This window comes from Rhodococcus sp. NPDC059969, from assembly GCF_042738325.1.
In the GTDB taxonomy this organism is placed as follows: domain Bacteria; phylum Actinomycetota; class Actinomycetes; order Mycobacteriales; family Mycobacteriaceae; genus Rhodococcus_F.
On sequence record NZ_JBHWUF010000001.1, the window covers coordinates 310,208 to 325,892 of the forward strand.

Sequence of the window (15,685 nt, forward strand, 5' to 3'; positions counted from 1 at the left end):
TATTCAGCACAAGCAAATGTTCAGACCGTATATTCGGTAGCATTACTACCGTGTTGAATCTCGAAAGACTCCGCGCCCTGCACGCTGTCGCCGAGAACGGATCAGTGGCGGCAGCCGCCCGCACCTTGCATGTCACACCATCCGGAATTTCGCAGCAGTTGAACAAACTCGAGCGCGAAGTCGGTGTTCCGCTCCTCGAACCACAGGGCCGCGGTGTGCGGCTCACCGAAGCCGGCCGAATCCTCGCGCGCCGAACCGCAGAGGTTCTCTCGACGCTCGCCCAGGCCGAGGCGGAAATCGCGTCGCTGCAGAGCGAGGTGACGGGCCGCGTGCGTATCGGAGCCCTGGTCTCCCCCAGCAGGACAGTGCTGCCGCGAGCCATCGCCGAGATCAGGCACGCGCACCCCCAGCTCGAAATCACCTTCAACGAAGGCGAATCCGAAGAACTGCTCCCCGCACTGATTCGCCGCGACCTCGACGTCGTGGTGGTCGACAGTTGGAGCACTCTGCCCGTCGAACTTCCCGACGGACTCTCCTTCACGCCTGTGTACGACGACGTGGCGCTGCTCGCTCTCCCGGCGTCACATCCGCTGGCGGAGAACAAGGTTGTCGCGCTCAGCGAACTGTCCGAGCATGCCTGGGCTACGTGGACACGGGGAACGGATTTTCACACCTTCACCGTCAGGACCCTGCGCGCGCAGGGGTTCGACCCTCGAATCGAGTACGAGGTCGCCGAGTTTCCCACCCAGGTCGAATTCGTCGCTCAGGGCCTCGCCGTCGCTTTGATTCCACGCCTGGCGAGAGTTGTACCACCGGAAGGTGTTCGAATGCTCGACACGGTTCCGCCGCTCAGCCGAGACATCTACCTCGCCTGGCGGACCGACAGCGAGAGGCCCGCCGTCCTGGCGACGATAGAAGCGCTACGCCGCCAGTTCGACGCCCTCGGTGACAAGAAGAATTAGAGCGGCATCAAGTTGTGCTTGCGCGGGTTCTTGAAGATCGTCTTGTCCTTGAGCAACTTCAGAGCCTTGCGGATTTCGAGACGCGTCTGCGAAGGCTCGATCACCGCGTCGATGTATCCGCGCTCAGCCGCGATGTACGGCGTCGCGACGAACTCGTTGTAGAAGTTGATCAACTGAGCACGCACCGCGGGTGCGTTCTCGCCCGCCTCGGCGAGCTGACGACGTCCCATGATGTTGACGGCACCCTCGGCGCCCATCACGGCGATACGTGCCGTCGGCCACGCGAGGTTGATGTCGGCACCGAGCTGCTTGCAACCCATGACGGCATAACCGCCGCCGTACGCCTTGCGAACCACCACCGTCACCTTCGGGACAGTGGCTTCGATGTACGCGAACAGGAAACGCCCGCCACGCTTGATGACGCCGACCTTTTCCTGATCGACGCCGGGAAGGAAGCCCGGTGTGTCGACGACAAAAACGAGCGGGATGCTGAAGGCGTCGCACAGGCGCACGAAATGGGCGGCCTTGTCGGAGCTGTCCGCGTCGAGGGCGCCACTGAGGTACGTGGGCTGGTTGGCCACGACGCCGACGGGCAGGCCGTCGACGCGGGAGAACCCGGTGATCACGTTGTGCGCGACCTGGGCTCCGATTTCGTGGAAGGTTCCGTCGTCGAAGATCCGCAGAATGATGTCGTGCATGTCGTAGCCGGCGTTGTCGGCATCCGGCATGAAGGCGTTGAGTTCGAGATCCGACTCGGTGATCTCGGGTTCGAGGCCCGGGTTGATCAGCGGCGCCTTCTCCGTGCACGAGGACGGCATGAAGCTCAGGTACTCACGGACCCAGTCGAATGCAGCCTTCTCGTCTGGAGCGACGTGATGGATGTTTCCGTACTCCGCCTGCTTGCGTGCTCCGCCCAGATCCTCGAGGCTGACCTCTTCGCCGGTGACCGACTTGATGACGTCGGGTCCGGTGACGAACATGTACGACTCTTCGGTCGCGACCACGACGTCGGTGTTGATCGGTGCGTACACGGCACCGCCGGCGCACTTACCGAGGATGACCGAGATCTGCGGGCAGACACCGGACAAGGGCTCCTGACGTGAACCCATGTTGGCGTACCAGGCCAATGAGGAAACGGCATCCTGGATTCGAGCTCCACCGGAATCGTTGATACCGACGACCGGGCAACCAACCTTCAGCGCAAAATCGTTGACAGCTGCGACCTTACGGCCGAACATCTCTCCGGCGGCACCGCCGAACACAGTCTGATCGTGCGCGAACACGGCAACCGGCCGCCCCTCGACGGTTCCGTGACCGGTCATGACGCCGTCGCTGTACGGATTGTCCTCGCCCGCCATCTTCACCAGGGCGCCGACCTCGACGAAGCTACCGGGATCGAGCAACATGTCGATGCGCTGGCGCGGCGTACTGTGCCCTGCTGCATCGCGCTTGGCAATGGCCCGAGCCGAGCCGGGTTCCTTTGCCTTCTCCAACTTTTCGCGGAGTTCAGCGAGCTTCTCCGCGGTGGTTGTCGTCACTTCTGAACTCCGGTTTCCGATGCTTTGGTCTGGGCTGTCTCGATCTGGGCCAGCTTTGTGGTGAGGTCTGCCGCGACCTTCGCGATGTACGGCTCGTCGACGATCTGCAGGTGATCCCCGCCGATGTAGACGACCTCGAGGTTCTTCACGTAGTCACCCCAACCACCGTCTGCCTTGCGGGTCTTGAATGCAGGCTCGAGCGTCATCAGCTCGTCGTGGTACTTGTCGGCCATGTAGAGCACGACGTCTCCGTCGTAGCTGCTGAACGCGGCAGTCTGGATGGCGCGGTTGTCCAACCAGGACGTCCGCTGATGCTCGATGATTCCGCCGGGAATCTTTGCGCCGCTCATCTTGATCATGTCCATCAAGATCTGGATCTGATCCTCGTCGGCTTCGGTGGAGGCCAGAACGTCAAGCGGCAGCGGAACATCCAGGTTGTAGGTGCGCTTGGCGAACTTGCCGTAGCGCTCCCAACGCTTGCGACGTTCCTCCTCGGTGTCCGGCACGACCTCGCCGGCCATCACGGTGTCGAGAAGTCCGACCACACGTACGTCGGCACCCTGCTCGCGCAGCAACTTCGCGACCGCATACGACATCACGCCGCCGAACGACCAGCCGCACAGCACGTACGGCCCGTCACCCTGGATCTCACGAAGCAGCGGAACGTAGGCAGCAGCGCGGGTTTCGATCGAGCCCTCGACCCGTTCGAACCCGTACATCGGCGTGCCTGCGGGCAGGCGCTTGAGCAAAGGCTCGTACGTCACCGTCGAACCACCGGCAGCGTGGAAGACGAATACCGGTACGGCCGTGGAGCCTTCGGGACGGGCACGCAGAGTACGAACGAGTCCGTCGATCTTGCCGTCGTCCTCGAGGTACTGGCGAACGACGTCCGCAAGCTCTTCGATGGTGGTGGAGTCGAGAACGTCGTCGAGAGTGATCTCGCCGCCCGCACGCTCGGAAAGCCGAGCAGCAAGCTTCTCGGCGACCTCGTCACCGACGATCGGCAGATCGTTGAAGATGCCCTTGGCCGACTTCCCGGTGACGACGGCCCACGTCGCAAACGTCAAGCGCTCGGCCGCATCTCGCGGCGGAACGTCGGAGCCGGCATCGTCGGCAGTTCCGGCACGCGAAGGATCGGCGGGCGCGGCAGCCGGTACAGCCGCCGCAACGGGAGCAGTGGCAGGTAGTTCCGTCTCCACCTCGGCGGGTGCAACGTCCTCGTCGTCAGCAGCATCGGCCGCCAACTTCTCCGCGGCCTGCTTGTCGGCCATCGCCTGAACCTCTTCGCGATTGTCGATCGCGTAACGCAGGTACTTGTTGACCTCGTTGAGGCTCGCGTCCTTGACTGCCTGGAGCTGGAGCTGCGGAATGTCGAACTCGTACTCGACGCGGTTCTTGATACGCATCGCCATGAGCGAGTCGAGACCCAGTTCGATGAGCGGAACCTCGGCCGGAAGATCCTCCGGCGAGTACCCCATCGACTCGGCGACAACGATCTTGAGGCGGTCGTCGAGGCTCTGCGAACCGTTCGGATCCCACTTGTCTCCGGCGTCTTCGACGACCTCGGCCAGGGTTTCCATCGTTGCGCTGGTCTTGACCGGCGCGCTGACGACCAGCTCGGGCAGCGGCTCACCGGACGTGACGACGGCGTCGAAGAGCAGACGGAACGTAGCGCCCTCACGAGCGTGCACCTGCACCGACGCTCCACCCGGGTGCGGGTTGAGTGTCGTGGTCAGGGTCGCAGCACCGGCCAGCTCACCGTGCGGAACAGCAGCGGTCAGAGAGACATCCGAGAGCACCTGTCCGGCAGCAGCGCTCACGAGCACCGCCAGGTCGGTGACGGCGGATGCGTCGACCTCCCACACGTGGCGGCCGTCGGGCAGGGCGACGTGCGAACCGGGAACGCGAGCCGAACCACCGGCACTGACGCGAATGTCGAGCCAGTACGGCTTGCGCACGAACGCGGTACGAGGAACCGAAGCGAAATCGCCTGCGGGAAGCAGAGACTCGAGGTTCACGGCATGGCCGTGAACGTACAGCTGCGCGAGAGCGGCAAGCACACCTGCGGACTCGTCTTCCTTACGCTTGAGCGTCTGGATGAGCTCCATGTCGTGCAGGCCCGAATCGAAAGCGGTGGCCGCCACCGACATCAGCGTCACCGGGTTGGGTGCAAGCTCGACAAAAGTGGTGTGGCCGTGGGCAACTGCACCGCGCACCGCATTGGTGAAGTACACGCTGTGGCGAAGACCCTTGACCCAGTACGCCTCTTGATGGATCGGCTCGTGACCGGGACGGTAGAAGGTGTCCTTGTCGACGGACGAGTAGACACCGAGCTTCAACGTGGCCGGCTCGATACCTGCCAACTCCGCGGCGAGTTCGCCGAGCAACGGATCTACCTGCGAAGTATGGCTGGCGCCCTTGGTCTGCAGGACACGCGCCATCTTGCCGTCGGCCTCGGCGGCAGCGACGATCGCCTCGATGTCCGGCTGCGGTCCACCGATCACCGTGTGCGTCGGAGCTGCGTAGACGCAGACCTCGAGCTTGGGGTACGTGGGCAGCAGCGCCTCGATCTCGGATGCGCTGTACTCGAGCAGTGCCATCAGACGGATGTCGTCACCGACAAGTGCGCCCTCGGCCTCACCCATCAGCCGTGAACGTGAACAGATCACGCGGACAGCGTCTTCCAGGTTCAGACCGCCGGAAACGTACGCGGCAGCGGCCTCACCCATCGAGTGCGGAACCACGGCTTCGGCTTCGGCGCCGTGGTGGCGCAGCAACGCAGCCAGACCGACCTGGATGGTGAAGATTCCCACCTGTGCGGTCTCGACGTTGTACTCGATCGAATCGTCGAGGAACATCTCGACCATCGAGTAACCGGCCTCGTCCTGGATCAGCGCATCGACCTCGTCGACGGCTGCCTTGAAGGCCGCGTTCTCCGTGTACAACTGCTTGGCCATCTTGCGGTGCTGCGAGCCGAAGCCCGAGAACACCCACACCGCACCCTTGGGCGACGGCGAGTCGGCCGAGAAGACGCCCTGGGCCGGCTTGCCCGCGGCGACAGCGCGCAGCGAGCTGATGGCCTCGGACCGCGTCTTCGCCACAACAGCGGCGCGCGAGCGTCCGTGGTTGCGACGCGAAAGTGTGCGGGCGACGTCGGCGAGGGGCGTCTTGCTTCCCTCTTCGGTTTCGAGCCAGTCGGCCAGATCGGCAGCTGCGCGGCGACGACGCGAAGGCAGCGCGCCGGACACGGCCAGCACAACCGTGATCTCGTCCTCTGCTGCCGGTTCATCCACGACTGGGACATCCACAACCGGTTCTTCGACTACGGCGTCGGCAGGCACGTATTCCTTGACCACGACGTGGGCGTTGGTTCCGCCGAAACCGAAGCCGGAAACACCGGCGACGGCCTTGCCGGTGTAACGCGGCCAGTCGGTGGCCTCGGGCGTCACCTGCAGGTGCGCCTTCTCGAAGTCGATGTGCGGGTTGGGGCCCAGGTAGTTGATCGTCGCGGGAATCTTGTTTTCCTGCATCGCCAGAACGACCTTGATCAGGCCGGCGGCGCCTGCAGCTGCTTCCAGGTGCCCGAAGTTGGTCTTCGCGCTACCGAGCAGTGCCGGCTTGTCGTCGTCACGGCCACGACCGACAACTCGGCTGAGAGCGTCGGCCTCGATGGGATCACCGAGATCGGTACCCGTTCCGTGAGCCTCGATGTAGTCGACGGTGGTCGGCACGATGCCGGCGTCGCGGTACGCGAAACGCAACACGTCGGCCTGGGCATCGGGGTTGGGCGCGAGCAGACCGTTGGAACGGCCGTCCTGGTTGATCGCGGATCCGGCGATCACCGCGAGGATGGAATCGCCGTCACGCTCGGCGTCTTCGAGGCGCTTGAGCACAACGAGGCCACCACCCTCGCTGCGAACGATTCCCTGAGCCTGAGCGGAGAAGGCACGCAGTTTGCCGTCGGGAGCGAGCATCCCGGTCTGATCGAAACCGAGAGTTCCGGGAGGTGCCAGCAGCATGTTGACGCCACCGGCCAGCGCGATGTTGGAATCGCCGCTGCGCAGCGAGCGCACAGCCTCGTGAACGGCAACCAGCGAAGACGAGCACGCGGTGTCCAGCGCGATGGACGGTCCACGGAAGTCGAAGAAATACGAGACCCGGTTCGCGACGATGGCCGTCGACGTTCCGGTCAGCGCGTACGGGTGCGCCGTCGTCGGATCACTGACCGCGAGCAGCTGGTAGTCGTTGGCGGAACTGCCGATGAAAACACCAACCTGCTTGCCCTTGAGCCCACTTGCCGGAATGCGAGCGTGCTCGAGTGCTTCCCACGCGAGTTCGAGAGCGAGGCGCTGCTGCGGATCTACGTTGACGACCTCGAGCGGAGACATCGCGAAGAACTCGGCGTCGAAACCCTTGACGTCGTCGAGGTACCCGCCCTTGGTGTTCGCGTTCTCGACCGCGGCCTTGATGGCGGGATCGGACATGAACTCGGCCCAGCGGTCCTCGGGGAGGTCGCTGATGCCGTCGCGTCCGGCCGCCAGCATTTCCCACATGTCCGAAGGCGTGTGCCCGGCACCGGGGAATCGTGTGGAGAGTCCGACGATGGCGATGTCGTGAGCGTCCGTCGCGGCGCCTGAGACGTAGTACGACGCGTCGATGGTCTCCTCCGGCGCCTCGGGCTCACCTTCGATGATCCGAGTCGCCAGCGAAGCGATGGTGGGGTGTTGGTAGGCAACCGTGGCGGTCAGCGTGACGCCGAGCAGATCCTCGATGTCGCCGCTCAGCGCAACTGCGTCGCGTGAAGCGAGCCCGAACTCTTCCATCGGGCGGTCGTCCGTGATCGTCGACACCGGCTGACCGGTCGCGTTGGCGATCCAGTTGCGAAGCCACTCACGCAACTGCGCGACACTCATCTCGCTCACAACGTCTTTGCTCTGCGCACCATCTTGTTCAACCATCAACTCACCAAGCCACCGATCATGAAGGGACTGCTCCTCAAACGCTATCGGGGAATGCGGTCTGCTGATAGCCGCCTCGCAACGTTCCCTCGATATAGCTCGCTTTACACGCGCGGCGAGCGATCTTGCCGCTGGACGTACGCGGAATCGAACCGGCAGGAACGAGCAGGATGTCTCGGGCCGTGACGCCGTGACGGGAAGAAATCGCCGCACGCACGGTGTCCGCGATCGGCTGCGGATCCGCCTTGCCTGCACCGGGAGCACGCTCGGCCACGATGACCAGCTGCTCCGAGGAATCGTCGTCGTCGAACTTCAGACCCGAATGCGTGTTGGAGAACACGACAGAAGGCAACTGGTTGGCCGGTACGGCAAACGCAGCGATGAATCCGGGACGCAGAGCCGGGCTGGCTTCCTGAGCCGAAGACTCGAGGTCCTGCGGGTAGTGATTGCGGCCGTCGACGATCACGAGATCCTTGACGCGCCCGGTGATGTACAGCTCGCCGTCGACGTAGACGCCGAAGTCGCCGGTACGCATCCAGTTGGCATCCGCCGGTGTGCCCTCGGTGTGGCTGTCTTCGCTCAGCCGGTTGTCCAGCTTGTTGTGGAAGGTCTCGGCCGTCTCGTCGGGGCGTCCCCAGTAGCCGATGCCGATGTTCTCGCCGTGCAGCCAGATCTCGCCGACGTGATTGTCGGGAACCTCGGTCAGCGTCTCGGGATCGACGATCGCCGCCCACTGACTGCGCGAGACGTACCCACAGGAGACCTGCGCGATCGCGTTCTCGGAGTACTGGTCGACGATGACCATGCGGCCCTTGTTGAGTTCCGTGCGGTCGACGTAGATGACCTTGGCCTCGTCGGAATGCTTGGTAGAGGAGACGAAGAGCGTCGCTTCGGCCATGCCGTAGGAGGGCTTGATCGCAGTCTTGGGCAGACCGTACTGAGCAAAAGCCTCGTTGAACTTGCGCATCGACGACGTCGTGACCGGCTCACTGCCGTTGATCAGTCCGATGACGTTGCTCAGGTCGAGTGTCTCGCCGTCCTTCGGCAAGCCGCGCGCGGCAGCATGCTCGAACGCGAAGTTGGGAGCAGCAGCAAAAGTGCCGGCGCCGTCGGACACCGCAGCAAGTTCCTTGATCCACCGGTACGGCCGCTGCACGAAAGCGCGCGGGCTCATGATGGTGATGTACTTGCCGCCCAGAGCAGGCAGGATGACCGTCAGCAGGCCCATGTCGTGGAACAGCGGCAGCCACGTGACGCCGCGTGAGTCCTCGTTGAGCTCGATGGAATCGACCATCTGGAGCGCATTCGTTCCCACAGCGCGGTGGGTGATCTCCACACCGGCGGGAACTCGGGTCGAACCGGAGGTGTACTGCAGGTACGCGATGTCGTCGAGCTCGATGTCGGGGCGAACCCACGTTTCACCGACGGTGTCGGGAATCGCGTCGACGGCAATGATGCGCGGTCGCTCGGCAGCGGGAAGCGAGCGGAACAACTGACGAACACCGGCTGCCGACGATGCGGCAGTCAGAATCGCGGTCGGCTTGCAGTCACCGAGAACAGCGTGGAGACGGTCGCTGTGACCGGGCTCGTCCGGATCGAAGAGCGGCACCGCGATGGAACCGGCCTGAATGGCCGCGAAGAACGAAATGACGTAGTCGAGCCCCTGCGGCGCAAGAATCGCAACACGGTCCCCGCGCTTGGTGACCTGCTGCAGACGGGCTGCAACAGCCCGCAGACGCACACCGAACTGCTCCCAGGTCAGCTCCAGGGCTTCACCGTCACGCTCGCGTGAGTAATCGATGTACCGATACGCGAGCTCGTCCGCGTTGACACGCGAGTGTTGCTCGACGTAGTCGACCAGCGTGAAGCCTGGTTGCAGGCGGATCTGGCCCTTCTCGTCGAGAAAGCCATCGAACAGCGCGTTCATTCCATCTCCTCCGAAGCGATCACACAAGCACTGTCCTTCATGCCTGCGCCCCAGACTTCCTTCGCTCTCTCGGGTCCATCTTCGATCAATCGAATCGCACTTTGTGCGCAACTCACCTGAATCACTTCATCGATCCCAAACCATCGATATGTTACAGATTCGCATCGTCCGTATTCTCCGGCCTACTCGCCCGCCAGTAACGGGATGATCGGGGCGAACGCTTCCATCTGCGTCGGGAAGACCCCGACGTACGACATCGACGTCTTTTCGCGGACCAGTCGAATCTGGTCTGCGATTTCCTCGAAAGTGCCCACAGCCAGGTAGGGAGAGTTCAGCAACTCCTCCACGCTCAGCTTACGATCCACTTCGATGTTCGGCGGAAAACCTTGGTCCAGAGCGGCGATTGCCATTTCGGCAGCCTGCTCTCGATCGTCGGTGATCATGATCATGGTGATGGTCCAGTTGAGTTCGATCTCATCGAAACGCTCGCCGGCGGCTTCGCGGATCCGCTCGACACGTTCGATGGTCTTTTCCATCGTGATTCCGGAGAGCAGAAGGCGCCCGTCACGGTTGGTCGGTGTGGCGACCGAGATGATGTCCGCGTACTTCGCCGCGAGAGCTAGCATCTTCGGGCCGCCGCCGCCCACGATGATCGGTGGCCGCGGGCCCTGCCGCGGTCGGGGGCTGCCCTTGAGGCCGCGCACCTGATAGTGCTTGCCTTCGAAAGTGCATTCCTGCCCGCGCAGCAGAACGTCGAGAATCTGCAGAGACTCCTCGAGCTTCTCGATGCGAACGCCCGGGCTCTCGTAGGCGATGCCGCCCTTGTCGAACTCTTCCTTCATCCAGCCCGCACCGATGCCGAGTTCGAGTCGGCCGCCGGACAGCACGTCGATCGTCGCCGCGTCCTTCGCCAGTACAGCTGGATGGCGGAAGCCGTTGGCCAACACGGCGGTGCCGAGACGGATCTTGTCCGTGGCCACCGCGAGCGCTCCGAGAGCGGCGATCGGGCCGACCTGATTACCCAGGTGATCCGGAATCATGAACGAGTCGTAGCCGAGTTCCTCGGCCTTCTGCGCAAGCTTGACGAAACGTCGCGCACCACCCTCTTCGGCGTTGCCCTCGCCACCGGCCGCAAACCGGAATTTGCGTCGGGCATCGCTGCCGTGGGTGGAACTCATATATCGATCTCCTGTGATGGACACGTACGTCGTACTCGAACTACAAACTCGGACAAACCGAACCTACTCGCCAGTCACTTACGTGACAGCACTGTAGAGGAAGCCCCCGGACCGTGCAGCACTCTACCGGGACCAAACGAGCAGATTACCCGCGAGCGAACTCCCGAGACGCCCGATTGTGACGAATCAACAGTGCGGCGGTGACTCAACTGTGGGGCGGCGTCGGCGCGGCGTCGATCTTCTCCGCAGCCCACTGTGCCATCCACTGGGTGGCCGTCGTGCCGTTCGGATCAACTTGGAAGGAGTTGTACATCGCGTGCACAGGATTGTTGTAGTACTCGAGCAGTCGCGGTGCCGAACTCAACCAGTTCGTCGGATTGAGAGCAGCGGCCGGAGCGTCGCAGATACCGTCACTGGGCGCGCAGATCTGATAGGTCCGGTCGTTGAGGTCACCGAAACCGCCAGGCCTCGGGCCGGTCATCGTGAGACCGGGAAGCTTCAGCCCGTTCAGCGACAACTCGGCGCCGACACCGGCAACGCTTGGGCCAACGGTGTTTCCGAACGCCGGATCGCGCCGACCGTCGGCAATCAAGCCGACGCCCAGAACCAGATCGGCAGGCACCGCGCCGCTGCCGTCGCCGATACTCGCTGCGACGTCACCCGCGATCACCGCTCCCTGGGAGAATCCGGTCAGGACGTAGCTCGTGAGCGGGCACTCGGCGTGCCGCTTCATCAGAAAGTCGTTAGTGGCAGCAGTTCCCGCGGCCCGACTGTTGTTGTAAGACTGCTGTCCGTCCGGCGGGATCGCAACCGGATTCGAAAACTGTGCGACGTACGGAACGGTGTAGACGTCGGCCCGTGAAGTATCGAACTTCTCCTGCAGCGGACGGGTCACGTTCAGCATCAACGACGCCGGATTGGCCGTCGGGTTGTACGGGTCGTCGGTAGCGCTCGACTCCCACGTACCCGGTATGGCTACTACCTGGACATCGGGGCAGCTGGCTGGCTGAGACACCGGCGGCTCCGGGCTCGGCGGGATCGGAGTCGGCGACGGCACCCGCCCGGCCAGGATGTACCAACCGCCGATCACGACCGCTGCGACCACAAGAATGATCAGCAGCGGGATCAAGCACCCACGACGCTTTCCAGACCTCGCCATTTCCCGCTCCTACTTGCAGTAGGTGGCGTTGGCGACGTCGATGTAGATCTGAGCGTTCGCACCTGCCTGATCGGGAGTGATCTGCTTGCCTTCCGCCGACGCTTCCTGGCCGACGAAGGCGGTCACGAAGGTCAGGACCTCGTCGTCGGTCTGAGGACCGGCAGCGCAGATGTAATTGGCCGTGTTGACGGCGATGCTGCCGTCACCGGCCGGGGTGATGCCCTTCGCCTTCAGGCCGTCGAGGAACTTCTGTGCCTCGGGGCTGACCTCGACGACTGTGGGACCCGGGAAGCCCTCGATGCTCTGCGGCTGCTCCGGCGGCGCGGTGGCCGCGGCTCCCGGACTGGTGGGCGCAGCCGACGCCGTCGTGGTCGCCGAGGCGGACGCAGACGCCGAACCGCTCGAGGACGAAGCCGCAGCGGACGTCGTGGTGACCGGATTGGAGGTTGCAGTGGAGTCGTCACTACCGCACGCGACAAGTGCGCCACCCGTGGCGAGCGCCAGGGCGCCGACCGCGATCGCGCGTGCACAAGTGTTTCGGTTACCCGAGAAAAGCGACATCAATGTCCGTCCTTGCCTTCAGTCGAAAGTCCATCAACAGGTTACGCAACGCACGCGGGCGGGCACCGATCCGTGATCGGGCCCGCCCGTCGTGCACCACTGTGAGTTAGTGAACTTCTGTCTTGTCACCGATCACCGTGATGTAGCCGAACTGGAAGTTCTGCTGGACACCACCGGGAATGTCGAACTTGTCACTGATCGGGAATCCGAGTCGTCCACCTTCGTATCCGACGCTCTTCCAACCGTCGAAGAGCGGGCCGTTCTCGACGGACCAAGCACCGGTGCCGGGGCTCCAGTAGATGTTGCCGCCCTCGAACTCGGTGAAGCGTCCGTTGTCCTTGATCGGAACCTCGTTCGACTTCGGGAATCCGAGCCAGCCGTTCTCCCAGCCGAGTTCGCCGTACTTGCCCATGATCATTCCGAGAACCGCGTGAGTTCCGTTGGCGCTGCTGTACATTGCGCCGATCTCGAATCCCTGGACCTTGCCGGGCTTGCCGGGGGTCGCGATCTCGTCGGCGGTCGGGTAGCCGAGCGGGCCACCTTCCCATCCCTGTGCGGACCACTCGGCGAGGATGTCGCCGCTGACGGGGTGAGCGCCGGTCTGCGGGGTCCAGTAGATGGAGCCGTTCTGGAAGTGGTTGAAGCGTCCGCGTCCGTCGGGCGTACCGAGTTCGGGTGTACGCGGGAAGCCGAGCGGGCCGGCCGCTGCTCCGGTGTTCATGTACGCGCCGGCGATACGACCGGCGACAGGCTGAGCGCCCGTTCCACTGGTGAAGTAGATGCGACCGTTGCGGAAGTCCTGCGCCAGGCCACCCGCGACGCTGTACTCGGGCGTGATGCAGTCGCCGATCCAACCGTTGGCTGCAGCCGTCGCACCGATTTCACCCGACGTGCCGCACGCCGGCTTCTCGACCTCGACGCCGATGGCGTTGGCCAACTGCGGCCACAGCTGATGAAGCTCGAACTGCCAGTACGGCCACGAGTGGGTACCGGACGGGCGGTAGTTGACCTGCGCGGGGATTCCCAACTGGTTCAACTTGGTCGCGAAGGTCTGCGAGGTCAGGCGAGCGAGGATCTCGAGGCCCATGCCTGCGTAGTTGGTGCTCACGCCGGGAATTCCCGACGGCTGGTCGTACGGGCCGGTCGTACCGCTACCGCTGGAGACGTACAGGCTGACGCCCTTGAGCTTCTCGGCGAGCGCATACGGATCGTGTGCAGCCCACTGTGCGTTGGACGGCGGTCCCCACATCGCGGCGGAGTTGTATCCACCGGCGTCGGTCATCGCGAACTGGATTGCCTGAGGCATGCCGAGCGAAGTGGTGGTGAGGATGCCGGACAGCGAAGCCGCGAACTTGAAGAAGCCGGGGTTGCGCGCCGTGAGGAACATCGCGGACGTTCCGCCCATCGACAGTCCGACGACTCCGCGCGTCTGCGTGGTGCGCCAGTCCTTTTCGAGGATGGAGGGCAGTTCCTTGGTCAGGAACGTCTCCCACTGGTAGTTCTTGCCGTTGTCGGGCGCGAGCCAGTCGGAGTAGAAGCTGGATTGACCGCCGACGGGAAGAATGACGTTGACGTTCTTGTCGGCGTAGAAGGACTCTGCGTCGGTTTCGTAGGTCCAGGCGTTCTCGTTGTCGGTCGCGCGAAGACCGTCGAGCATCCAGACCGAGGGGAAGCTGGCCGACGGATTGACGTTCCAATCGCGGGCCAAGAGGATCTGCACCTGAATCGGGATGCCCATCGCGGGAGAGTTCACCCACAGCGCGACGCGACGCTCACTGAGCCAGTCGACCTTCGTGACCGCTGCGCCGGAGGGGTTCTGGGTAGCGGCCGGTGCGGCCTGAGCAGGTGCCGGCGCGGCTGCCGCGGTTCCGGCCGTCGTCAAGCCCGCGGCGATCGGCAGAACCAGCATCGCTGCCAGTGCGCCGACGACCTTTGTCCGGAAGGTTGCCCGGGACCGGCGACGGTCCTCCGTGGCAAGGCCTACTCGCATGAGCTCACTCTCTTTCCTTACGTTCGGTCCGCGCGTCGATCGTGGAGCCGCCTGAGCAGCCAGACCCCCGTTGAAACTATTTCTACACGCAAACGATCCCCGCTTGGGGTAGCCGCGCTGTTACTGGTGGTGCAATTGTTACTGACATCCGGCGCTCGTGCAGCACCTGAATACACAAGTGCCGTCCCGGTTCTCCTTCGAGGAGTCCGGAACGGCACTGGTGAAGTGACTAGGTCACGGGATCGCGCACGATCACCAAGCGTTCATGGTGTCGAGGATCTGGCCGCGAGCCTTCCACAGCTCTGCCGACCAGTACGGCCACGAGTGCGTTCCGTTGGACGGGAAGCTGTAGGTGGCCGGGATACCCAGCGAGTTCATGCGGATCTGGAATGCACGGGTGTTGACCAGGGCGAGAGCTTCGAGGCCCATGCCGTTAGCCGTGTTGTAGTAGTCGATCGGTGCGCGCGGGTGGTCGTATTCACCCGGCAGGCCGCTTGCCGACGAGATGTACATCGACAGGCCCTGCAGACGCGGCGCGAAGACGAACGGGTCGTTGCGCAGCCAGGACGGGCTCCACGGCGGTCCCCACATGGAGTCGACGTTGAAGCGACCGGCATCGAGCATTGCGACGCGGATTGCCTCGCGCATGCCGGGAGCCGAGATGTTCAGGTAGCCCGACAGCGAGCCGGCGAACTTGAACTGGTCACGGTGGTAAGCAGCCAGCGTCAGAGCAGCGCTGCCACCCATCGAGAGGCCGAGAACCGCGTTGTTGGTGGGCGAAACGCCGTAGTTCGCGAGGAAGTTGGGGAGTTCCTGCGTGAGGAAGGTTTCCCACTTGTACGTGATCTGCTGGCCGTTGAAGTTCGACGGTGCATACCAGTCGCTGTAGAAGCTGGACTCGCCACCGACGGGCATCACGAGGGTGATGTTGTCGTTGCGGTACTGGTCCATCGCATTGGTCTCGAAGCTCCACGCGTTGGCGTCGTTACGCGCACGCAGGCCGTCGAGGAGGTAGAGGGCAGCGTTTCCGCCGCGAGCGGCCCACTGGACCTGGACCTTGATGTTGCCCATCGAGGAGGGCACCCACAGCTCGTCGTATCCGCCCGACTGGACGGTGCGGCTGGGAGCAGTGTGCGCGGGCGCAGCAGAGGCGACAGCACTACCGGCAACACCTGCAGCAAGGGGAAGCACAAGTGCTGCGGCACCGATGGCCAACGCTCGGTGCTTGAGGCGCTGGGTCAGCCTCTTTCTGGCAAAACGCATGGATACTGCTCTCTCTCTTCGTCTGCGGCACCCACTCGGTGAGTGGTTCCGGCGGATTCCGTCGGGGAACAGGCTTTTCTGCCAGCCCGAACAAGTTCAGGTCGGCAGCGGACCTCTTCCAAGTCACACTGCGCTCGCTGGACTTTATG

The 15,685-nt window shown here is 63.7% G+C and carries 9 protein-coding genes; 1 reads left to right on the plus strand and 8 read right to left on the minus strand.

Going from position 1 to position 15,685, the window contains the following annotated elements; all coding sequences use genetic code 11:
* Positions 1–50: 50 nt before the first annotated feature.
* A complete protein-coding gene (locus ACFWAD_RS01500; protein ID WP_378540787.1) occupies positions 51–962 on the plus strand; it encodes a LysR family transcriptional regulator in 912 nt (303 codons plus the stop codon).
* Here ACFWAD_RS01500 and ACFWAD_RS01505 read toward each other — a convergent pair.
* The 8 genes from ACFWAD_RS01505 to ACFWAD_RS01540 all read right to left on the minus strand — a co-directional run bounded on the left by ACFWAD_RS01505 (position 959) and on the right by ACFWAD_RS01540 (position 15,536).
* The gene (locus ACFWAD_RS01505) at positions 959–2,500 is read right to left on the minus strand and encodes an acyl-CoA carboxylase subunit beta (protein WP_378445549.1); all 1,542 of its coding nucleotides are present in this window, start codon (positions 2,498–2,500) and stop codon (positions 959–961) included. The two genes, ACFWAD_RS01500 and ACFWAD_RS01505, sit on opposite strands and share 4 nt — an antisense overlap.
* Entirely contained in the window at positions 2,497–7,458 is a 4,962-nt protein-coding gene (gene pks13 / locus ACFWAD_RS01510) for a polyketide synthase Pks13 (RefSeq protein ID WP_378540790.1), read from the minus strand. The genes ACFWAD_RS01505 and pks13 overlap by 4 nt, the downstream gene beginning before the upstream one ends.
* Before the next feature lie 37 nt (positions 7,459–7,495).
* On the minus strand, positions 7,496–9,385 hold the full coding sequence (gene fadD32, locus ACFWAD_RS01515) for a long-chain-fatty-acid--AMP ligase FadD32 (RefSeq protein WP_378536540.1): 1,890 nt from the start codon (positions 9,383–9,385) through the stop codon (positions 7,496–7,498).
* A gap of 182 nt (positions 9,386–9,567) precedes the next feature.
* On the minus strand, positions 9,568–10,563 hold the full coding sequence (locus ACFWAD_RS01520; protein ID WP_347875736.1) for an LLM class F420-dependent oxidoreductase: 996 nt from the start codon (positions 10,561–10,563) through the stop codon (positions 9,568–9,570).
* Between the two features lie 205 nt (positions 10,564–10,768).
* Positions 10,769–11,722: a cutinase family protein gene (locus ACFWAD_RS01525; RefSeq protein WP_378540793.1), complete on the minus strand. Its 954-nt coding sequence runs from the start codon at positions 11,720–11,722 to the stop codon at positions 10,769–10,771.
* Between the two features lie 9 nt (positions 11,723–11,731).
* Positions 11,732–12,283 (minus strand): DUF732 domain-containing protein, encoded by a 552-nt coding sequence (locus tag ACFWAD_RS01530; RefSeq protein ID WP_317553625.1) that lies wholly within the window; start codon positions 12,281–12,283, stop codon positions 11,732–11,734.
* Between the two features lie 106 nt (positions 12,284–12,389).
* The gene (locus tag ACFWAD_RS01535) at positions 12,390–14,273 is read right to left on the minus strand and encodes an alpha/beta hydrolase-fold protein (RefSeq protein WP_378540797.1); all 1,884 of its coding nucleotides are present in this window, start codon (positions 14,271–14,273) and stop codon (positions 12,390–12,392) included.
* Positions 14,274–14,525: 252 nt separating this feature from the next.
* Entirely contained in the window at positions 14,526–15,536 is a 1,011-nt protein-coding gene (locus ACFWAD_RS01540; RefSeq protein WP_230817654.1) for an alpha/beta hydrolase family protein, read from the minus strand.
* Positions 15,537–15,685 lie beyond the last annotated feature (149 nt).